The organism is Acidithiobacillus ferridurans, from assembly GCF_003966655.1.
Taxonomy (GTDB): domain Bacteria; phylum Pseudomonadota; class Gammaproteobacteria; order Acidithiobacillales; family Acidithiobacillaceae; genus Acidithiobacillus; species Acidithiobacillus ferridurans.
The window spans coordinates 1,905,720-1,926,116 of sequence record NZ_AP018795.1 but is presented as its reverse complement, the minus strand read 5'-3'; the positions used below and the strand labels follow the sequence as shown (position 1 = coordinate 1,926,116).

At 59.4% G+C, this 20,397-nt stretch carries 17 protein-coding genes; 5 read left to right on the top strand and 12 right to left on the bottom strand.

What is annotated here, in order from left to right; genetic code table 11:
• The first annotated feature begins 182 nt into the window (after positions 1 to 182).
• Both AFERRID_RS09945 and AFERRID_RS09940 read left to right on the top strand, forming a co-directional pair.
• Positions 183 to 1,091 carry a LysR family transcriptional regulator gene (locus tag AFERRID_RS09945; RefSeq protein WP_126605122.1) on the top strand — a complete coding sequence of 303 codons (909 nt, stop codon included), beginning with the start codon at positions 183 to 185 and terminating at the stop codon, positions 1,089 to 1,091.
• 197 nt (positions 1,092 to 1,288) lie between these two features.
• Positions 1,289 to 2,023, top strand: a complete 735-nt coding sequence (locus AFERRID_RS09940; RefSeq protein ID WP_126605121.1) for a M48 family metallopeptidase — start codon at positions 1,289 to 1,291, stop codon at positions 2,021 to 2,023.
• 147 nt (positions 2,024 to 2,170) lie between these two features.
• On the opposite strand, the gene AFERRID_RS09930 is transcribed toward AFERRID_RS09940, so the two are convergent.
• Genes AFERRID_RS09930 through ligA form a run of 3 tightly spaced genes read right to left on the bottom strand, consistent with a single transcriptional unit; the run spans position 2,171 to position 5,371 of the window.
• Complete coding sequence (locus AFERRID_RS09930; protein ID WP_126605120.1) at positions 2,171 to 2,821, bottom strand: class I SAM-dependent methyltransferase; 651 nt, start codon at positions 2,819 to 2,821, stop codon at positions 2,171 to 2,173.
• A gap of 16 nt (positions 2,822 to 2,837) precedes the next feature.
• Entirely contained in the window at positions 2,838 to 3,353 is a 516-nt protein-coding gene (atpC, locus tag AFERRID_RS09925; RefSeq protein WP_012606638.1) for an ATP synthase F1 subunit epsilon, read from the bottom strand.
• 2 nt (positions 3,354 to 3,355) lie between these two features.
• Complete coding sequence (gene ligA / locus AFERRID_RS09920; protein ID WP_126605119.1) at positions 3,356 to 5,371, bottom strand: NAD-dependent DNA ligase LigA; 2,016 nt, start codon at positions 5,369 to 5,371, stop codon at positions 3,356 to 3,358.
• 116 nt (positions 5,372 to 5,487) lie between these two features.
• On the opposite strand from ligA, the gene AFERRID_RS09915 reads away from it, so the two are divergent.
• Positions 5,488 to 6,180 carry a histidinol-phosphatase gene (locus tag AFERRID_RS09915; RefSeq protein ID WP_113527022.1) on the top strand — a complete coding sequence of 231 codons (693 nt, stop codon included), beginning with the start codon at positions 5,488 to 5,490 and terminating at the stop codon, positions 6,178 to 6,180.
• A 5-nt stretch (positions 6,181 to 6,185) separates the two neighbouring features.
• Here the strand turns inward: AFERRID_RS09915 and AFERRID_RS09910 are convergent, their stop codons facing one another.
• Both AFERRID_RS09910 and smc read right to left on the bottom strand, forming a co-directional pair.
• Positions 6,186 to 7,154: a protoglobin domain-containing protein gene (locus tag AFERRID_RS09910; protein ID WP_126605118.1), complete on the bottom strand. Its 969-nt coding sequence runs from the start codon at positions 7,152 to 7,154 to the stop codon at positions 6,186 to 6,188.
• Between the two features lie 258 nt (positions 7,155 to 7,412).
• Positions 7,413 to 10,865 (bottom strand): chromosome segregation protein SMC, encoded by a 3,453-nt coding sequence (gene smc / locus AFERRID_RS09905; protein WP_126605117.1) that lies wholly within the window; start codon positions 10,863 to 10,865, stop codon positions 7,413 to 7,415.
• Between the two features lie 60 nt (positions 10,866 to 10,925).
• Between smc and queF the strand changes: the two genes are divergently transcribed.
• The gene (gene queF / locus AFERRID_RS09900) at positions 10,926 to 11,351 is read left to right on the top strand and encodes a preQ(1) synthase (protein WP_126605116.1); all 426 of its coding nucleotides are present in this window, start codon (positions 10,926 to 10,928) and stop codon (positions 11,349 to 11,351) included.
• An 88-nt stretch (positions 11,352 to 11,439) separates the two neighbouring features.
• Here queF and AFERRID_RS09895 read toward each other — a convergent pair whose 3' ends face one another.
• Positions 11,440 to 11,865: a universal stress protein gene (locus tag AFERRID_RS09895; protein ID WP_113527026.1), complete on the bottom strand. Its 426-nt coding sequence runs from the start codon at positions 11,863 to 11,865 to the stop codon at positions 11,440 to 11,442.
• 165 nt (positions 11,866 to 12,030) lie between these two features.
• On the opposite strand from AFERRID_RS09895, the gene AFERRID_RS09890 reads away from it, so the two are divergent.
• Entirely contained in the window at positions 12,031 to 13,905 is a 1,875-nt protein-coding gene (locus AFERRID_RS09890) for a pyruvate kinase (RefSeq protein WP_126605115.1), read from the top strand.
• Here AFERRID_RS09890 and pssA read toward each other — a convergent pair.
• The 6 genes from pssA to AFERRID_RS09860 form a co-directional block, all read right to left on the bottom strand.
• A complete protein-coding gene (gene pssA / locus AFERRID_RS09885) occupies positions 13,881 to 14,633 on the bottom strand; it encodes a CDP-diacylglycerol--serine O-phosphatidyltransferase (protein WP_012536330.1) in 753 nt (250 codons plus the stop codon). The genes AFERRID_RS09890 and pssA overlap by 25 nt on opposite strands.
• Positions 14,630 to 15,292, bottom strand: coding sequence for a phosphatidylserine decarboxylase (locus AFERRID_RS09880; protein WP_113527028.1), 663 nt, complete (start codon positions 15,290 to 15,292; stop codon positions 14,630 to 14,632). Before AFERRID_RS09880 ends, pssA begins: the two co-directional genes overlap by 4 nt.
• Before the next feature lie 118 nt (positions 15,293 to 15,410).
• Positions 15,411 to 16,427 carry a ketol-acid reductoisomerase gene (ilvC, locus tag AFERRID_RS09875; protein WP_113527029.1) on the bottom strand — a complete coding sequence of 339 codons (1,017 nt, stop codon included), beginning with the start codon at positions 16,425 to 16,427 and terminating at the stop codon, positions 15,411 to 15,413.
• Positions 16,428 to 16,479: 52 nt separating this feature from the next.
• Positions 16,480 to 16,965 (bottom strand): acetolactate synthase small subunit, encoded by a 486-nt coding sequence (gene ilvN, locus AFERRID_RS09870; protein ID WP_126605113.1) that lies wholly within the window; start codon positions 16,963 to 16,965, stop codon positions 16,480 to 16,482.
• A gap of 2 nt (positions 16,966 to 16,967) precedes the next feature.
• Positions 16,968 to 18,713 (bottom strand): biosynthetic-type acetolactate synthase large subunit, encoded by a 1,746-nt coding sequence (gene ilvB / locus AFERRID_RS09865; protein ID WP_113527030.1) that lies wholly within the window; start codon positions 18,711 to 18,713, stop codon positions 16,968 to 16,970.
• A 128-nt stretch (positions 18,714 to 18,841) separates the two neighbouring features.
• Complete coding sequence (locus tag AFERRID_RS09860) at positions 18,842 to 20,380, bottom strand: endonuclease MutS2 (RefSeq protein WP_113527031.1); 1,539 nt, start codon at positions 20,378 to 20,380, stop codon at positions 18,842 to 18,844.
• Positions 20,381 to 20,397: the final 17 nt, after the last annotated feature.

The following is a 20,397-nucleotide window of genomic DNA, read 5'->3' as shown; positions in this document are numbered from 1 at the left end:
TCTCTATCCGCACCATAATGGTGCATACCGATATTCTCTGCCCAAAAACGATGCACCAGCTATCGCCTTATGATTCTGTGCATCTTGTCTGTTAAGACATACTGACCATATACAATGTATGATTAAAGTGTTATTTTGTTGTGAATGCGTTACATAAAACGCAACGCTTTGAGGGGTTGGCCATGAAACACCTGCGCTTGTTTAACTACATTGACATGATTGTCAGGGAAGGCTCGGTTCGCCGCGCTGCCGAAAAGCTGCATATCACGGCATCGGCACTGGATCGCCGCGTTCAGGATCTGGAAGAAGAACTGGGTACTGGCATTTTCGAGCGGCACCCGCGCGGGATGCGTCTCTCGGCCGCAGGCGAAGTTTTTCTGGGTTATATACGCCAGCACCTTTCCGACATGCAGCGCCTACGCTCAGAAATTGATAGCCTCAAGGGACTTCGCCGCGGCCATGTTGCCCTCGCCGTCAGCCCCGCATTGGCGGCCGATTTCATCCCACGAATTATTAATACATTCAGAGAGCAGTATCCTGGGGTTTCCTTCTCGGTGACCGTAGCGAAACATAGCGATGCGATTCGTGCGTTGTTAGCATTTGAAGCCGATCTGGTGGTCATCGTGGCACCGCCCAGACACCCAGACGTCATCGACCTTGCTATATCCGAGCAGCCTCTGGTAGCGGCGATGGATCGCGCACACCCTCTTGCCAGTCAAGGTACACTTCGCTTGAGTGATTGCATCCAGTATCCTTTGGTGTTGCCGACACCGGGGCTTACCTCACGCGAAATGCTGGAGTCCGTGCTCCACGGTCGACGATCAGAAACTCATATCGCCGCCGAGAGCAACTCCTATGAGGTGATGCGTGGCCTGCTGTACGGCACGCAAAATATTGGCTTTGTCATTTCAACGGGGATACCCAAAAATCGCATTAACGAAAATATCGTGTATCGACCGTTTTCTGCCGTGGACATACGCCCCGTACCATTAGTATGTGCGCAACTCAAAAACCGAGGGATTTCGGTCTCTGCCGCCCGTTTTTCCAATTACCTAGCCGAGGAGCTAAATAATATGAATATCATGGAATAATATGGTGCTAGTGTAGCGTTGAATTCTGTTTGCTGCTTAAATGGCCGTTAGCACGTTGGTATGGTGATGGGGGATGTAGCCCTCAATCACCAGGATGAGTTCAGGCACACTAGGTGAACACGCCACGACATGACTACTGATCTTCGGGGGTGGTATTCATACCTACAGATTCAATATCGCCTTGGTCAAGGAACAGCGTGATTCCTGAGGCCTACACGCTGGAAGTCAGCGACCTGACCGTGCAGGTGGTCCGGAAACGAATCAAAAATCTGCATCTGGGGGTGTATCCGCCGGAGGGCAGAGTCCGGGTAACGGCGCCTTGGCATCTCAGTGAAGAAGCCATCCGTGCCGCCGTACTGATTCGCTTGCAGTGGATTAAAAAACATCAGCAGAACTTCGCCCAGCAGGACCGGCTCTCGCCCCGGGAGTATGTCTCCGGAGAAAGCCATTATTATCTGGGCAGATGTTACCGGTTGCGGGTATATCCTACGACGCAGGCCGCCCATGTCGCCTGCCAGCAGGCCCATTACCTGGATCTCCATGTGCGGGAAGGGGCGAGCCGCGACCACAAGGCACGGGTTATCGAAGCCTGGCACCGGCAGACGCTGAAAGAGCGCATCCCGGCGCTCATTGCCCATTATGAGCCCATCATGGGTGTCAGAGTCGCTGAGTGGGGTATCAAGCGCATGCGAACCCGTTGGGGCACCTGCAATATCCGGGCACGCCGAATCTGGCTGAATCTGGAACTGGTGCATTACGACGAGGAATGCCTGGAATACCTGGTAGTCCACGAAATGGCGCACCTGCTGGAGCGCCTGCACAATGACCGCTTCAAGCGCATTCTGGATCAGGTAATGCCGGATTGGCGGGCCGTGCGGGCGGTTCTGAAAAAAGGCGTACCGTTGACAACCCCTGAACCATTGGGCGGCTGAAATGACGCATAAGGAAAATGCCGCTGACAAATGGGGATCTTGCGCCCGATACGATCGGTCAGATAGCCGGTCCTGGGTTGTGAGAGCCCCCAGACGGCCCCGTAGACGCCGGCGATCCAATCGATGGCCACCATTCCCATGGCGTGGCTATTCCGCCTCCCCCGAAATGACTACCAGGCCGCCCCAGGGCAGCGTGTGGGGCAGCAGATGTTCCAGCGTTCGCGCCATCCCGTCCCCGGCAGGAAGAAATATGGCGGAATGCACCGCCAGTCGGCGTACCGGCAAACCGGAGAAAAAGTCGAGCAACTCGTTGGGACGATGCCAGTGCGCCCCATGGTAGGCCCCGCTCCCGCCGCCCTGCCCTTTCTGTCGATAAAGCAGGCTTGCCCGGTTGAGCCAGCCGATGACGAAACGCCGGCGCGCCACCCGCACGATCTCGGCCACGGCCCGCCGCTCATCTTCCACAAAACACAGTGCCGCAACCGAAACCACCTGGTCGAAACTGCGGTCGGGAAAAGACAGTGCGCGAGCATCTCCGGCTATCCAGCGGATCTCAGGGGGGCCCTTGGCGCGGGCGAAGGCAAGCCAGTCCGGGTTGGGATCCAGGCCAGTGACGAGGAGGCCCTCTTCGGCAAAGCGGCGGGTGAACCAGCCGGTACCACACCCCACGTCCAGAAGTGTGTTCCCCGGCTGCGTCTGCAGGAGCCTGGAAAGCAGGCGGAACTCCGCCATGCCGATCCAGCGCCCGCGAGGGGTATCATACCAGGCGTCATAGGCGGCGGCGTCCATCGGCCCCATACCCGGCCCGGAGCCGTCAATCCTCCAGTTCCTGCACGTTCACCTTCGGCACATTCTGCAAAGCCGGGCGCTCCCAATGATAATTGCCCGTACCGCCACCCCGTTGCTCCTGTATCTGGTAGCGCTGGTACGCATGCAATTTTGCCACTTCCCGCTGCAATTCCAGTTCGGCGCGGGCAAAATCCATCGCCGGAACCGCACGTTTCGCCAGCGTACTTTGTGCGTCCTTGATGCGTTCCCTGCTTTCGTGAATATCGATATCCGCAATCCGCAGGCTGGCATCGGCGAGGATGGTTACGATATCGGGTTGAATCTCCAGCATTCCACCCTCCAGAAAAAGAATCTGCGTCTGGCCGTCTGGCTGGGTAATGCGTAACTCGCCGGGCCGCAGCCCGGACAGCAGGGGCGCATGCCCCGGCAGAATACCGATCTCACCCAGTTCCGCCGGTACCGCCACAAAACGCGCCATACCGGTGTAGACTTCTCCATGGACATCGACAACATTCAAGCGGAATGTTCTGTTCTGCTGCATGGTCATTCCTTTTCTGAAAACATCGCCAAAAATTGCGCCTCGGTAAGCTGTTTCACACCCAGCTTTGTGGCTTTTTCGGCCTTACTGCCTGGGTCCTTGCCGACTACCACATAGCTTGTTTTGGCCGACACGGAACTGCTGACTTTCCCGCCCGCATTTTCTATGGCGATTTTGGCCTCTTCCCGGGTCATGCTGTCCAGGGTTCCAGTGAGCACAAGGGTCATACCCTGAAAACGCCCGCCTTTTTGCGGCTGGACCACAGCCCACTGTACTCCCGCGGTGCGCAGGGCAGCAATGACGTCGCGGTTATGGGGCTGGGCGAAAAAATGGGCAACGGATTCCGCCACGATAGGCCCTACATCGGGAATGTTCTGCAAAAGCTCCGGCGTTGCGGCCATCAGGGGGTCCAGATCCCCGAAATAGATGGCCAGGGATTTGGCCGTACCCTCCCCAACCTGACGGATACCCAGGGCGTAGAGAAAACGGGGCAAGGCGGTATGGCGGGAGCGATCGATTTCGGCGAGGAGCTTTTGCGCCGAACGGCTGGCCATGCGCTCCAAGCCGCACAGAGCCGCTTCATCCAGATGGTAGATATCGGCCACGGTGTGCACCAGACCATGCCCGACCAGTTGCTGTACGAGCTTTTCGCCCAGCCCCCGGATGTCCATGGCCCGACGCGACGCAAAGTGCCGGATGGCGCCCATCCGCTGTGCCGGACAATATAGCCCGCCCATGCAACGATGCGCCGATTCATTGGCCAGGCGCAAGACCTCCGAGTCGCAGACCGGACAACGCTGCGGCATGTGCCAGGGTGGTGTCGCAGGCGGCCGTTCCTCCTTGATCACCATGACCACTTCCGGGATTACGTCGCCGGCGCGGCGTACCAGCACCGTGTCGCCCACGCGAATATCTTTACGATCCACTTCATCCTGATTATGCAAACTGGCGCGGCTCACGGTCACGCCGCCCACCTGCACGGACTTCAAGACAGCCACAGGAGTAATCACGCCCGTGCGCCCTACGGAAGCCAGGATATCTTCGACCACGGTACGCTCTTCGTGCGCCGGAAATTTATAGGCAATGGCCCAACGCGGTGCGCGGGCGGTGAAGCCCAACTGTTCCCGGGCGGGCAGATCGTCAACTTTGAACACGAGGCCGTCTATTTCAAAAGGCATGCCTTCGCGTATTTTCTGCATCTCGCTGAAATAGCGTTGGCATTCCGTAAGTTCGTGAACACCGCGCAGGTAGGAGGTCACCTCGAAGCCCCAGGCGGAAAGGCGTTCCATAACCGCGATGTGGCTTGTCCCCAGTGGCACGCTGCTTTCTCCCCATCCCCAGGGGAAGTATGCGAGGGGGCGCTTTGCCGTTACCCTGGAATCCAGTTGTCGCAGACTGCCTGCCGCCGCATTGCGGGGGTTGGCGAAGGGGTTATCCCCGGCGCGCAGGCGCTCGCCATTCAGACGCCGGAAAGCGGCCACGGGGATGACCACTTCTCCACGGACTTCCAGCAGTTCCGGCCAATCCTTGCCGGTCAGTTGCAGGGGGACGTTGCGAATGGTGCGGACGTTGGCGGTGACATCTTCACCGGTCTGGCCATCTCCGCGGGTACCAGCCTGTACCAGCTTACCGCCGATGTAACGAATGTTGACCGAGAGGCCATCAAACTTGGGTTCAGCACTGAGCGGAACATCCTCGCGGCCGAGCCCCTTCTGCACGCGCGCCAGCCAGTCGCCAAAACCGTCTTGATCGAAAACATTGTCGAGAGAGGTCAGGGGTATGGCATAATGCACTTCCCCAAAGACCTCCACCGGAGCCGCCCCGACCCTACGGGTCGGAGAGTCGGCGCTTTGCCATTGGGGGTTACGGTCTTCCAGGGAGCGCAGTTCGCGCAGGCGCGCATCGTACTCGGCATCACTCAGGGTCGGCGAATCTTCCCGATAGTAGGCGTTATTGGCCGCCACCAATTCCGCACGCAATTGCTGAATACGCTCGAAGTCAGTATGGTTGACCCGCTCCACCGCCGGCTCCTTCTGTAAAAAACTGGAAATATTTGCTGCGCCAGCATATCGCAAATACACTTTCTGGTATAATTCGCGAGTATTCGCTACGGCCCCCTCGACTGGACGAAGAACCCATGGCCCTCACCCTTTTTGATCTCGACAACACCCTGCTTTCCGGCGACTCCGACCATGCCTGGATGGAGTTTCTCGCCAGTCGCGGCATTGTCGATACAGAGCGCTTCCACCGCATGAATGATCAGTTCTATGCAGAATACCTGGCGGGCGAATTGGATATTCACGCCTTCCTGGAGTTTCAGTTGGCCCCTCTGGCGGCGCATCCCCGAGCGCTGCTCGATGCCTGGCACCGGGAATATCTGCAGGAGCGGGTGCTGCCCATGATCTCCGACCAAGCCCGCGCCCTGATCGAGGATCATCGCCGGCAGGGCGACACCCTGGTCATCATCACTGCGACCAATCGCTTTGTGACGGCACCCATCGCCCGGGAACTGGGCATCGCCCACCTGCTGGCGACAGAGGCTGAGGAAACGGCCTCCGGAGACTTTACCGGCCGCAGTATCGGCCTTCCCTGTTTCCAGGCCGGCAAGGTGCAACGTCTGCGCGACTGGCTGGAGACACAGGGCCTGGACTGGAATCAAAGCATCGGGGACAGCAGCTTTTACAGCGACTCATATAACGATCTGCCCCTGCTCGAATATGTCACCCGGCCAGTAGCCGTGGATCCTGATCCGCGTCTGCGCACCTTGGCCGAAGAGCGGGGCTGGCCGATTCTCTCTCTGCGTCCGGCGTCTGCGAAGTTGGCTTTGTGAACCTGTCAGGTGATACGCCTGGCCATTACAGCCTCCAACGCCGAACCAACTTTTTGGGAAATGGTAGACCAGTACATAATGTTCTGCTCGCCATGCATGGCACCTGGGTACTTAAAAAATATCATCAAATAACCTTCAACGTGCCCACCCGCCCCCTGACACGGCCAGACCCCGATTGACCGGATGCCGGCGGATAAACACCGACGCATATCATGCCCCTCCAATAATGGACAATTCTCTACATTTTGAATATATACAGGATTCCTGTCCTCCCAAACAGAGGTAACAATTTTTAACAATTCCAGACGCATTCTTCTTGTATGGCGATCAACTCCTGGGGTTATCCCTAGGCGGTAAAATACATCCACAACCTCACCATCGACATTACCGATTACAACTCCTTCAACAAACTGAATCTGCATTATTTTTCTTGCCATATTACGTGCGCAAGAATTAACGTCTGCGGCAGGACCGATACATTCTGAATCAACACCAAGTCCATCTATAGCATTTATATAATACAACTCATAATCCTTGTATCCATCTATTTGAGATTTGATATCAAATGCGAGACGCATGGTTACCAATTGATAGAACATAGAAAAATCACGTCTCTCTATAGAATTCAACAAGTACTTCAAATAGTGCTCGCTTGCCTTCTTTAAAACGATCTGATCAACGCCTATGGATGCATGCCTATATCCCGCTGACCGCGATAAAAGAGCCTGATCCGTCATTGCGGTGCCAGGCGACAACAACAGCAAAAGATGCTGAACCTGTTTACGTTTGAGAAAATAAAAATCATCTTCCGAGAGTATGGATATGATGCTTTGCGCTTCGGGAATATCATTTAAAGAACGATAAAACGACTCGACAGCATCGTTCGCTTGTTCAGAGATTATGGCCTGCATACGGGACAACAACTCTATAGCCCGATTATTATATGCAGCATATGGTAGCAAATCCGTATCCATATCACGCTCCATACTGTGGCAGTATATGTATATCATGCCAACATATAAATAAGATATCGTTCGCCCATGTGAAACACGAAACACCTTGATCTGCCGTACCTGCTCCACGCCGCGAACCGGAACATCTACATCGAGATACGGTAAATTTTGCGCTCGACATTTTTGCTTGGCGTCCGGGGAACATAGAAGCGATACTATAACATGTTGATATGGCGTTGTACTAATATCCGGAAACATCGATTCCAGCCGGAATCCGCACTAGGGCGCAGTTCCCTCACGGGAGGCTGTCTGCGCCAGGGTATCCGCCACATCCACCCGTACGACGCGGGAGACACCCGGTTCGGTCATGGTAACACCCACCAGTTGCTCTGCGACCTGCATGGTCAGGCTGCGGTGGGTCACAATCAAAAACTGGGTCTGCGCCGCCATTTTCTGCACCAGATGACAGAATCGCCCCACATTTGCGTCGTCCAGTGGCGCATCCACTTCATCCAATATGCAGAAGGGCGCGGGGTTCAGGTGGAACAGCGCAAACACCAGCGCGATGGCGGTGAGGGCCTTTTCGCCACCGGAAAGCTGCTGCAGAGTGGCGTTACGCTTGCCCGGAGGCTGGGCGCGCAGCACCAGTCCCGCGTCCAGCACATCCTCGCCCACCAGACTGAGTTGCGCCTGTCCGCCGCCAAAAAGAACGGCAAAGAGTTCCTGCAAGGCCTGATTGACCTTATCCAGGGTGTCTCGAAAGCGAACCGTCGTCTCCAGATCCATGGCCGCCATAGCCTCCGCCAGGCCGTGCAGAGCAGATTCCACATCTTCCACCTGAGCCTGCAGGTTATCGCGGCGCCCTTCCAGTTCCCGCAACTCGTCTTCCGCGGCTAGATTCACGTTGCCGAGGCTGGCGATGGCCGCGCCGATTCGGGTAAGACTCTCTTCGCAGCGTGTCGCATCCGGGCAAGGCCCCGGATCGTCGCCTAAATCCTGCGCAAGCACTGCGGCACGCTGCTGCAGTTCATCCAGACGCGCCTGTAGGCCCGCGAGTTGCTGATCGACGGCAGCCTCGGACTTCTGCAAGGCGCGCAACCCATTGTCCAGGGCATGGAGATGGCTTTCCTGTTCGCGAATCTGCTGCTCTGCAGTCTGTGCCGCTGACTGCAAGGCCTCCAGATGCACACTACGATCCGCCCGCAATGCTCCCACCGCATCTCGTGCCTCGAGCATTTCCGGAAGGGCAGCCTGTAGCCGAAGCAGTTCCCCTTCATTCTCGGCGACAGTGGCAGCAAGCTGGTCCCACTGCTGTTGCAGGTCTTTGGCGCGGGCGATGGCGGCTTCCGATTCGGCCTGCAGGCGCTGCTGCCGGAGTTCCAGCGCCTGATATTCCCCCCGCACGCGTCCATGAATTCCGCGCAGTTCGTCCACCCGGCGACGCAACGTATCCGTCATCCGTCGAGAGTCCAGCACCGCCTGCTCGAGGTCCTGCCATCCGCGGTCGTCAGCCGCCAGTTCCTGACGAAGTCCATACAAACGAGTTTCCAAGGCGTTGCGTTCGACGTCGAGGCGCTGGGACTCGGCCGCCCTTTCCGCACGCTGCCGTTCTTCTGTCTCTACCCGGCTGCGCAGACGAACCAGAGACTCCCGCTCCCGGGCGCTTTGCCGGCCCATCTCCTGCCAGCGGGCATCTGCCCTTCTGACCTGCTCCTGCAGGGTGCGCGCCTGTTGTTCCGCCGCGATCAACGCGGCATGGGCGGCGGCTGCATCCGCCTGCGCCCGCTGGAAACACTCCCCATTTTCCGCCAATTCACGGCGGCACTGGAGCAGGCTGGCGCCGTCTTCATGCTCCGGATACGCGACCCCGGAACGATGCACCAGCACCCCCTGCGGCGTAATCCAGGCCTCTCCCGCCCGTAGCTGGTGACGTTGATCAAGGGCGGAGGCCAAGTCCGGCGCCATGCGCAGCCCCCACAGCCAGTCACTCAATCCCAAAGTTAAAGTCTCAGGCATTTCCAAGACCTGCAGCAACGCATCCGGCGGCAGATCGACCGGCATGACCGTGCTCACCCACAACATGCTGCCCTGGGTGACCATGTTGTTGCCCTCCATCACCAGAGCGTTCAGGCGATCGCCCAAGACCTCCTCCAGCGCACGCTCCCAGCGGGGCTGCACGCGTATCTGGTCCACCAGCCGCGAGCCAGCGGGGTCATTTCGCGCCTGCGGTTTTTGCAGCCGCTGCAGCAGGCCCTCCAGCGCCTTCTGCCGGGCACCATATTCCTGCGCCTTGGCCAGAGTGTCATCGCGGGCATTTCGCAAAACGACGATCCGGGTCTGGAGGGTTTCCAGCGCTTCCCGATGTGTCCGAAGGTCCGATGCGGCTTCCGCCAACACGGTTTCTGCGGCATCGCAAAGCGCTGCCAGGGCTTCCATGGCGGCGCGTTCCGAGGGTATGTTCGCGGACTGCTGCTGCAGGCGGCGTTCGATATCCTCCAGGCGAGGCTCCAGTTCGCGGATTTGCGCCGTCGTCACATCCCGTTTGCGACGCATTTCGGCCAGAGCCTGTTGTTGGTTCTGACGTTCCTCATCCTGTTTTTCGAGTTCCCGCTCCGCTTCCCGCCGCAGGCGTCGGGCACTGTCCTCCTCGCCGCTCAGTGCCTGCCGTCGCGCAGCCAAATCCTGCAAACGCCGCTGCCGCTGGTTTTCGTCTTCCGCCTGGCATGTCTGCTCAGACCGGACTTTCTGCTGCTGTGCCTGGCCCTGGTCCAGACTGGTCTGCACGCGCTGAAGGGCAGCTTGGTGCTCTCGCAGCTGATGTTCCATATCGCTCTGCTGGGCTTGCACCGCATACAGTTCGCCCTGCGCCGCGGCGATGTTTTCCTGCATGCGCCGGTCCTCCGCACGGAGTTGGTCCAGGGACTGGGTCACCGCGTCAAGAAGGTGCTCCTCCCTTCGGTATTTCGCCTGCAGCCGGGAGCGCTGCTCCAGGCTCTGCCGACGCTCTGCTTCCAGGGCATCCACGCGCAGGGTCAGACCCCACCACTGCCATTGACGCTCCTCCATCCGCAGGGCGCGCAACCTTTGCGCAGACTCGGCCTGCCGCTGCAGGCGCTGCCACTGGCCGTCCATCTCGCCGTGGATATCATACAAGCGCTGAAGGTGCTCCCGCGTTTCGGCGATGCGTTGTGTGGTCTCCCGCCGACGCTCCTTATATCGGCTGATGCCCCCCGCCTCTTCGAGAATGGCGCGCAGATCGTCCGGCCGCGCATCGACGATGCGCCCGACGGTCCCCTGCTCAACGATGGCGTAGGCATTGCCGCCGAGTCCCGTACCGAGAAACAGATCCCCCACATCGCGTCGCCGGCAGCGGGCGCCGTTGATCCGGTAATGGCCATCGCCCTTGCGGTCCAGACTGCGCCGGACGCTGATTTCAGCCGCTCCGGCAAAGGCACCCGGTGCCGCCCCGTCACTGTTATCGAAGCGCAGTTCGACTGTCGCCACCGATGCGGCCGGCCGACTGCCGCCGCCATTGGAGATCACGTCACTGAGGGAGCCACCGCGCAGTTGGCGTGCCGAGGATTCACCGAGTACCCAGCGCACCGCATCAACGGTATTGGATTTGCCGCAGCCATTGGGGCCGATGATCACCACCGGATTGGCGTCGAACTGGATGCGCGTACTTTCGCGAAAAGATTTAAAGCCCTGAAGGATGATGGCCGAGAGGCGCATGAAAGGGTGTTTTGCTATAGTGTGCCGAATGGATGAAGCACCGATGATGAGGAGTTGCGAATGCCCAGTCAACCCAGCAGGGAATTAGAGCGTTTCCCCAATCCCCACCCCGAGCGGGACTATGTGGTACACATGGATCTGCCCGAATTTACCTGCCTCTGCCCGCTAACGGGACAACCCGACTTTGCGCATTTCATGCTGGATTTTATCCCGGATCAGCACAATGTCGAACTGAAATCCCTCAAGCTCTACCTCTGGAGCTTCCGCGACGAGGGCGCCTTTCACGAAGCGATGACCAACCGTATCGCCGACGATCTGATCTGCTTGATCAACCCGCGCTATCTGCGCCTGCTGGGACGCTGGTATGTGCGCGGCGGCATCACCACCGATGTGCTCATCGAACATCGTCAGCCCGGCTGGCAGAATCCCGACATACTCAGTCAATTACCAACCGTGCGCTGGGCACAACACCAGCCGGGTCACTGACGCGCCGCCCATGCGCTGCCCGCTGTCCCAATAAATGCCGCCAACGGAAAAAACCCTTCCTACCGGACTACCGCCGCGCAGGGCTTCGCTATCGCGACAAAAGCACCGGCGTCCTGGCGCGCTGACAAACCCCCTCCGCAACACTCCCGAGCAAAAAATGGTTCAGGCCGCGTCGGCCATGACTGCCGATGATAACCAGGTCGGCCGGCCAGGCGTTACTTTCATCGATGATCAATTCGCTGATATGACGCCCGCCCACATCCGACTGCAGCAGTTTGGTGTGGGCCACCACGCCCGACTGGAGCGCCTGGTCCTGTACCGCCTTGAGGATGCCTTCGCCGGCAGCCACCAGAAAGTCGATGGACTCAGGCGTTGCGAAATACATGGCGTAGACATCGACGACATGCACGACCAGCAACTGGGCCCGCTGCTCCCGCGCCAGTCCAATGGCGGTCGCCACTGCGGCTGCGGAGGCATCGCTCCCGTCTGCCGCCAGTAATATCTGGTTAAACATCTGCCAAACCTCCCTTCTCCTTCGGCCCCCACGGGTTCACGATCAACCGCGATCACTGGCACCCGCCAGGTAGGACTGCCCCCCTATGGAGGGTTCAGCATATCCTCTTTCCAGACGAAGCCATACTGTCATCATACTGCAATATTCATCGGATATACTTCGGCTATGACGCAGCGGCCGAAACGCTTGAACAAGGCATGGCAGGACCTTCGGGAAGCCCTTGAAGGGCTTCGCACGCGGATTGTCCAGAGTGAAGCGGCCCAACTTCCTCTTTTGGAGCAGCAGGACCCCAGCCTGCCGTGGCATCCCGGCATCCGTAACATGCTGCACTACCTGGCTCTGCGCAGCGTCGATTTGCGCCCCCTGCAGGGGGCCCTGTCAGACGCTGGACTCTCTTCCCTCGGCCGCGCCGAAAGTCACGTGCTCGACAGCGTGCAGTGTACCCTGCAGATATTGTATGCTGCCCTGCAAATGCCACCCGCCGATTTCAGCGACGCCACGGCCATCACTCGGGAGCAGGGTCAGCGGGCTCTTACGGACAACACCCTGGCCCTACTCGGCAGTCCGCCGCACCAGCGCAGCACCCACATCATGGTGACCCTGTCCGGCGATCGCGCCGACGATGCCGATTTTTTCCGCAGACTCTTCACTGCCGGCATGAACATCGCGCGGATCAACTGCGCCCATGATAGCCCAGGCATATGGCGGAGGCTCGCTGAACAGGTTCGTACCGCGAGTCGGGATACGGGCCAGCCCTGCCGAATTCTCGCCGACCTCGCCGGGCATAAGATCCGCACCGGCCCCCTTCCCGATGCACCGGGAGTGATCCATCTGCGTCCCGAACGGGACCGCCTCGGCCGTCTGCTGGAACCGGCGCGCATGACCGCGATGGCCTGCCATCAGGCGTCATCCTCGCTGCCCTCGGGAGTGGACTGCCTGCTCCTCCTGGTATCCGGCAGCGCGATGCCCCAGCAGGGCGAAGACCTGCTCTGCCACGACGCCCGCGGCAAGGAGCGTGTGCTGGTGGTGGAACGGGTTGAAAACGAGGTGATCACGCTGCAAGCCACGCAAGGCTGTTATTTCACTGCCGGGAACCGTTGCCAGAGCCGGCGCCGCCGCCATGTGCAGGGATACTTCGCCGGCATTCCCCAAAGCGTCGTCCCCCTGCATCTGGAAATCGGCGATTCGCTCCTGCTGCAAAGTCAGGGCGGACCCGGCGGACCCGCCCTGAACGGGCGGCCGGCCAGGATTTCCTGCACCGTCCCCGAGGTCATTCCCCAGTTGCCCATCGGTCAGCAGGTGTGGGTGGACGATGGCAAGATCGCCGCCGTAGTCTTGGAACAGACCTCCGAAGGAGCGCTACTGCGCATCACCAAAACCAAACCAGGAGGCGCCCGCCTGCTGCCGGACCGGGGTCTCAATTTTCCCGGCCTCGCCCTGGAACTTCCGGCTCTTAGCGCCAAAGACCTGGACGATCTGGGCACGATTATTCCCCTGGCGGATCTCGTCGGTTTTTCTTTTGTGGAGAACGCCGGGAACATGCGCAGCATGCTGGAGGCCCTGCGTCAGCGGCAAGGCGAACACTTGGGTGTCATCGCGAAAATAGAAACGGCCAGCGCCTTTCACCACTTGCCGGAGATCCTGCTTGCCGCGCTCGGGCGCCAACCGATGGGCGTAATGATCGCGCGCGGTGATCTGGCTGTCGAAGTGGGTCCGGAACGGCTGGCAGAAGTCCAGGAAGAGATACTCTGGCTGGCGGAGGCGGCACATCTGCCCGTCATCTGGGCCACTCAGGTGTTGGAACAACTCACCAAAAAAGGCGTCATCTCCCGGCCCGAATTCACTGACGCGGCCATGGGGGTACGCGCCGAGTGCGTGATGCTCAACAAAGGCCCGTACGCCGTGGAGGCGGTGCATACCCTGAACGACATTCTCACCCGTATGCAGGCACACCAACACAAAAAATTCAGCCAGTTACGTGCCCTGCACTGGGGCGCGACGGAAGAACCGCCGGATCAGTGGCCGGAACCACCGCGCTGACGCTGAATACGGCGGCTGCGAATTTGCCACAGGGTCTGCAACAGACCTATCGCTACATAGGAAATCACGGCGATAAACAGGACCAGCGGCGGATGCACGGCCACCAGGGCGACCGCCAGCACCACCAGAATCGCCAACGCAAAGGGCACCCGCCCGTGCAGGTCGAAATCCTTGAAACTGCGGAAGCGAACATTGCTGACCATCAGCAAACCCAGCGCGTAGACCAGTCCCAGCGCCAGATATTCGCTGATCTGCGTCAGCCAGGGGTATCCCTCCCCTACCGCCACCCAAACCAGACTGGCCAGCACGGCCGCTGCCGTAGGTATGGGCAAACCCTGGAAGTAGCGCTTGGATGCGCTATGTATCTGGGTATTGAAGCGAGCCAGGCGCAGGGCGCCACAGGCCGTATAAACAAAGGCCCCCAGCCAGCCAAAATTGCCGAAATCCCGCAGCCCCCACAGAAAAACCAGAATGGCCGGTGCCATACCAAAAGCGATCACATCCGCCAATGAATCATATTCCGCGCCGAATGCGCTTTCCGTATGGGTCATCCGTGCCACACGCCCGTCCAGCCCATCGAGCATCATCGCGATGAAGATGACCATGGCCGCCACTCGGTAGTGGCCATTGATGGAAGCGATGATGGAGTAGAAACCCGCAAAAAGGCTGGCCGTGGTAAAGAGATTGGGCAGGACATAAACGCCACGGCGCGGATATCTGGGATTCATGCCTGCCGCACACCCAAGGTCGCAATACACTGGGCGCCGGAACGCACCCGCTCCCCTATGGCCACCAAAGGCTGGGCACCCAGCGGCAAGTAGGTGTCCACCCGCGAACCGAAGCGGATAAAGCCGAAGCGCTGCCCCGACACCACTGCCGCATCGGCACCGATATAACAGACGATACGTCGTGCGACCAGGCCTGCCACCTGCACGACGGTCACATCGCTGCCGTCGCCCGTCCTGACCCAGAGGGCGTTGCGTTCATTCTCCAGAGATGCCTTGTCAAGGGCAGCATTGAAGAACTTACCGGGGAAATACCAGACTTTCTGCACCTGTCCGCTGACCGGCATGCGATTGACGTGCACATCGAACACGTTCATAAAAATGCTGATCTTGAGCGCGGGACGGGAAAGATAGGGGTCTTCGACCTGCTCGATGGCGATTACCTTGCCGTCTGCCGGACACAGCACTGATCGCTCCGACAAAGTGGGCAACGGTCGCCGCGGGTCGCGGAAAAACTGAAGACTGAAGAGAAAAAGCAGATAGAAGGGCAATGCCCACCAACTGTTGGTGAGCACCTGGAGCACGATGGCCACACCCAGAAAGAGTGCGATAAAAGGCCAACCCTCGCGCGCCAGCAACGGATATGGATAGTCTGTTTTCATGCGCGGAGCGTATCAGGAGCCGGGCAACGATAAAAGGGCGGAATCACCACAGGCAAATTGCGTTTTTGCCCACAGCTATTTCACCCCGTGCAGATCGCCGCCGATCCTGGTTGCGAACTCAGTTACGCGAGCGGTCCACGATCCGGCTCTGACCAATCCAGGTCATCATGGAACGCAACTTGCTGCCCACCACCTCGATGGGATGCTCGGCACCTATCCGGCGCATGGCCTGCATGGTCGGCCTACCAGACTGATTCTCCAGGATAAATTCCCTGGCGAACTGGCCATTCTGAATTTCTGTGAGAATCTTCTTCATTTCCGCCTTGGTATCCGCATTGACGACGCGCGGGCCGCGGGTCAGGTCGCCGTATTCGGCGGTGTTGGAAATGGAGTAGCGCATGTTGCTGATGCCGCCTTCGTACATGAGGTCGACAATCAGTTTCAACTCATGCATACACTCGAAGTAGGCCATTTCCGGCGCATAGCCGGCTTCCACCAGCGTTTCAAAACCCGCCTGCACCAGCGCCGTGGCACCACCGCAAAGCACCGCCTGTTCGCCAAAGAGGTCAGTTTCGGTCTCTTCCCGGAAACTGGTCTCGATCACGCCGGCACGGGTGCCGCCGTTGGCCTTGGCGTAAGACAGGGCGATATTGGTGGCATTGCCGCTGGCATCCTGATGCACCGCGATCAGACTGGGTACACCGCCGCCCTGGGTGTAGGTGGAACGCACCAGATGCCCCGGACCCTTGGGCGCCACCAGGAAGCAGTCCAGATCGGCACGAGGATGAATCTGGCCAAAATGGATGTTGAAGCCGTGGGCGAATACCAGTGCCGCGCCCTGCCGGATATTCGGTGCGATCTCATCGCGGTACAGTGCGCCCTGGCCTTCATCGGGGGTCAGGATCATCACCACATCGGCTGCGGCCACGGCTGCAGCCACTTCCTTGACTTCCAGCCCCGCCTTGCTGGCCTTCTCCCAGGAGGAAGAGTCCTTGCGCAGGCCGACCACTACGCTCACGCCGGAATCCTTGAGATTCAACGCATGGGCATGGCCCTGGGAACCATAGCCGATGATAGCCACTTTTTTCTTCTGGATCAGGGCGAGATCGGCATCGTTATCGTAAAAAACCTTCATGTTGAGCCTCTTAAATATCGGTTAAGGGATGATAAACGGATTTGTTCCGATCCTATATGGCCTTGGCACCGCGACTGATGGCACTGGCCCCGCTGCGCACCACCTCGATGACCATGCCGGGATCAAGAGACTGAATAAAGGCGTCCAGCTTCTCGCCGGTACCAGTCAGCTCCATGGTATAGGAACAATCCGTCACGTCGATGATGCGCCCCCGGAAAATATCCGACAGCCTTTTGACTTCCTCGCGATCCGGCCCCATGGCATGGACCTTGACGAGCATCAACTCACGCTCGATATGCGGTCCTTCGGTCAGGTCATGGACGCGGACCACTTCCACCAGCTTGTTCAACTGCTTGAGGACCTGTTCCATGATCTCGTCGGAGCCGCGGGTAGCCACGGTCATCCGCGAGATACTCGGGTCATGGGTCGGCGCGACCGTCATCGCCTCGATGTTATAGCCACGCGCCGAGAACAGCCCCGCCACCCGCGACAGGGCCCCCGCCTCGTTTTCCAGTAAAATGGAAATGATATGGCGCATGGTTATACCAGAATCATTTCGGAGAGGGCTGCACCCGCAGGCACCATGGGGTAGACGTTCTCGGTCGGGTCCACCTGGAAGTCCATGAACACCATCCGGTCTTTCAGACGCAGTGCCTCGCGGATCACCGGTTCCACATCGGCAGGCGTGTGGGCGCGCAGACCGACGTGCCCATAGGCTTCGGCCAACTTGACGAAATCCGGTAAGGCATCCACATAACTCATCGCATAACGGTTCTCATAGAAGAACTCCTGCCACTGGCGCACCATCCCCAGATAATGATTGTTGAGACACGCCACCTTGACGGGCAAACGATGTTGTAGACAGGTGGACAACTCCTGAATATTCATCTGGATACTGCCGTCACCCGTAATGCAGACCACCGTCGAATCCGGCTCGGCAACCTGTGCGCCCATGGCCGCCGGAAGCCCGAAGCCCATGGTGCCCAGCCCGCCACTGTTGACCCAGCGCCGTGGCCGGTCAAAACCATAAAACTGTGCCGCCCACATCTGGTGCTGCCCCACATCCGAGGTGATGATGGCGTTACCTTCCGTCAGTTCAAAGAGTTTCTGCACCACAAACTGCGGTTTGATGACGCGATCATCCTGGTTATAGTGCAGACAGTCACGCCCCCTCCACTCCTCGATCTGTGCCCACCAGGCCTGCATGGCTTGGGGGTCGTTGCGTTGATCGTTCTCCTCCAGCATATGATTCATCTCCAGCAGCACCTGCTGCAAATCGCCGACGACGGGCACATCCACCCGTACATTCTTGGAGATGGAGGAAGGGTCGACATCCACATGTACAATCCGTGCGTGCGGCGCGAATTTGGCGAGGTTACCCGTGACACGGTCATCAAAACGCGCACCCAGGGCCACCAGCACATCGCAATGCTGCACCGCCATGTTGGCCTCATAGGTGCCATGCATGCCCAGCATCCCGAGGAACTGGCGATCTGACGCCGGATAAGCGCCCAACCCCATGAGGGTATGGGTAATGGGTGCGCCCAGGGTACGGACCAGCTTGCGAAGCGCCTCAGAGGCGTTACCAAGGATAATGCCACCGCCGGTATAGAACATCGGCCGCTGCGCGCTGGTAATGGTCTGCAACGCCTTACGCACCTGCCCCGAGTGACCTTTCACCGTCGGTTTGTAGGAACGCAGAGTGATTTTTTCGGGATAGTGATAGGCGGCCTTATGGCTGGTGACATCTTTGGGGATGTCCACCAGCACTGGCCCAGGTCGTCCCGTCGCCGCCAGATAAAACGCGGTCTTCAGGGTGCTCGCCAGATCACGAACGTCCTTCACCAAAAAATTATGCTTGGTGCAGGGCCGCGTGATACCCACCGTATCCACTTCCTGGAAGGCGTCATTACCGATGAGCGCAACGGGCACCTGCCCGGTGATCACCACCAGGGGCACGGAATCCATATACGCCGTGGCAATGCCGGTAACCGCATTGGTGGCACCCGGGCCGCTGGTGACCAGCACCACGCCAACCTTGCCGGTCACCCGGGAATACGCATCCGCCGCATGTACCGCCGCCTGCTCGTGGCGCACCAGAACATGCTTGACGGCATCTTCCTGGGCCAGTTTGTCATAGATATACAGCACGGCGCCGCCCGGATAGCCGAAAACATATTCCACGCCTTCGTCACGCAAGGCACGGACCACAATCTCCGCTCCCGTCAGCTCTTCTGTCTGCTGTCCGGGACCGGGGCGTTCCTGCGTGGTCGTCGGGGACGTCATCGTCATACTCCTCTGGGAACAAAGTGTCAGCAAAAGCTAGACATTTTTTGCGGTGAGGTCAAATAAAAAAGCCTTTACACCCTCGGCTTGCCAGTTATGGCATCATAGCCCGTCGTCAGTGCTTTGTTTTACCGGTGGTGCAGAGACTCCAGATAAGCGCGTGCCTTGCTGACCAACGCCTCAGGTAGCCCGCGCCGAGCCGCGATGGCCAGCCCCATGGAAGACCCCGGCACGCCGATCTGCAGATCATAGGTGGGCTCCAGGCGCTCCTGATCAAAGCGCATGGAGGCGTTACGCAGACAAGAGTGGCCATCGGCAAAGGCCTTGAGTGGTGTGAGATGGGTCGTCACCATTCCACGCACTCCGCGTCCCGCCAGGTCGTCGAGCACCGCCATCGCCAGTGCGGCCCCCTCCTCCGGGTCCGTACCAGTGCCCAGTTCGTCGAGCAGGATAAGGGTATGGTCATTCGCATCCGCCAGCAGTCTCTTGAGAACTTCTACATGGCCGGAATAAGTAGACAACGCAAAAGCGACGCTCTGCGGATCGCCCATATCCACAAAAATGCGGGTGAAATTTCCGACCACAGCGCGCCCGCTTACCGGAACGTGCAAACCGCAGTGGGCCATCACCGTGAGCAATCCGACCGTCTTCAGCGAAACGCTCTTGCCGCCCGTATTGGGTCCGGTCACCACCAGAATCGGACACTCCGCATCGATATGCACCGATAGCGGCCGGGGCTGGGGGCCACGCTTCTCCGCATAGGCGAGGATCAGTTGTGGATGATAAGCCCCTTCCAGCACCAGCACCGGCTCATCCACCATCTCCGCCGCTTTGCCATGGAGATGGATGGACAGTTGCGCGCCGGCGATGGCGAGATCCAGCCAGGTGAGTGACTCCACCAAGTGCTGCAGGCCGCTCAGACGGTCACGTGCCGCGTCACTAAGGGCACGGAGGATAGCCTGGTTTTCCTGCTCGATATGGCCGGCGAGCTTCTCCAGCCGGTTGTTGCCCGCCACCATCTCCATCGGCTCTATCAGGATACCATGCCCGCCCGGACCTGTGCCGCGCCGCACACCACGAATATTGTCCGCCGCCCCATCGGGCAAATGCACGCAAGCACGTTGACCGGCCCAGTGGATCTTCGCTCCCGCTACCCGCAGGTGCCCCTGCAGGGTTTTCTGAATCTGTTCGCGCTCCGTCCTCAGTTCACCATGCAGTCGGCGCAGCGCCTCATTACCATCCTCGCGTACGTTGCCGTTGGGCAGGAGTACAGCGTCCATCCGGGGCAACAGGTCCGCCGCCGCATCCAGGCGCTCGGGTCCGGCAGGCAGAAGCGCCGGCCGGTTTTCCACATAAGGCCGCAACTGCACGCCGACGCGCAACAACAGTGCGAGCTTGCGAAAGGCGGTGCCGGCCAGCGCCGCCCCGGGCGAGGCCACCTGGCGGATGGCAGCCCGTACATCCGGCAGCTCCGGGAGGACTGGGCCTTCACCGGATTCCAGGCCCAGGCGGGCGGCGGTGATGGCCGCCTGCAACTGGCGAGCGGCCGTCAGCGTTGGGGCGGGGGCAATATTGCGCGCGGCTTCGGCCCCGAAAGGCGTTGCGCAGAGCCTTTCGAGCAGCCGGCGGATACCCTCGAATTCCAGGGGCTTGAGGTCAGCTTCCATGTGTACTCCTGGCGATT

Bases quoted from the DNA above. Each gene is read 5' to 3' on its own strand.
- atpC (WP_012606638.1), bottom strand. From the start codon at position 3,353: ATGCAGCAGAACAGAACATTCCGCTTGAATGTTGTCGATGTCCATGGA.
- smc (WP_126605117.1), bottom strand. From the start codon at position 10,865: ATGCGCCTCTCGGCCATCATCCTTCAGGGCTTTAAATCTTTTCGCGAA.
- AFERRID_RS09945 (WP_126605122.1), top strand. From the start codon at position 183: ATGAAACACCTGCGCTTGTTTAACTACATTGACATGATTGTCAGGGAA.
- AFERRID_RS09910 (WP_126605118.1), bottom strand. From the start codon at position 7,154: ATGGATACGGATTTGCTACCATATGCTGCATATAATAATCGGGCTATA.
- AFERRID_RS09890 (WP_126605115.1), top strand. From the start codon at position 12,031: ATGACGCAGCGGCCGAAACGCTTGAACAAGGCATGGCAGGACCTTCGG.
- AFERRID_RS09930 (WP_126605120.1), bottom strand. From the start codon at position 2,821: ATGGGGCCGATGGACGCCGCCGCCTATGACGCCTGGTATGATACCCCT.
- ilvB (WP_113527030.1), bottom strand. From the start codon at position 18,713: ATGACGTCCCCGACGACCACGCAGGAACGCCCCGGTCCCGGACAGCAG.
- AFERRID_RS09895 (WP_113527026.1), bottom strand. From the start codon at position 11,865: ATGTTTAACCAGATATTACTGGCGGCAGACGGGAGCGATGCCTCCGCA.
- ilvN (WP_126605113.1), bottom strand. From the start codon at position 16,965: ATGCGCCATATCATTTCCATTTTACTGGAAAACGAGGCGGGGGCCCTG.
- ilvC (WP_113527029.1), bottom strand. From the start codon at position 16,427: ATGAAGGTTTTTTACGATAACGATGCCGATCTCGCCCTGATCCAGAAG.
- pssA (WP_012536330.1), bottom strand. From the start codon at position 14,633: ATGAATCCCAGATATCCGCGCCGTGGCGTTTATGTCCTGCCCAATCTC.
- AFERRID_RS09880 (WP_113527028.1), bottom strand. From the start codon at position 15,292: ATGAAAACAGACTATCCATATCCGTTGCTGGCGCGCGAGGGTTGGCCT.
- queF (WP_126605116.1), top strand. From the start codon at position 10,926: ATGCCCAGTCAACCCAGCAGGGAATTAGAGCGTTTCCCCAATCCCCAC.
- AFERRID_RS09860 (WP_113527031.1), bottom strand. From the start codon at position 20,380: ATGGAAGCTGACCTCAAGCCCCTGGAATTCGAGGGTATCCGCCGGCTG.
- AFERRID_RS09915 (WP_113527022.1), top strand. From the start codon at position 5,488: ATGGCCCTCACCCTTTTTGATCTCGACAACACCCTGCTTTCCGGCGAC.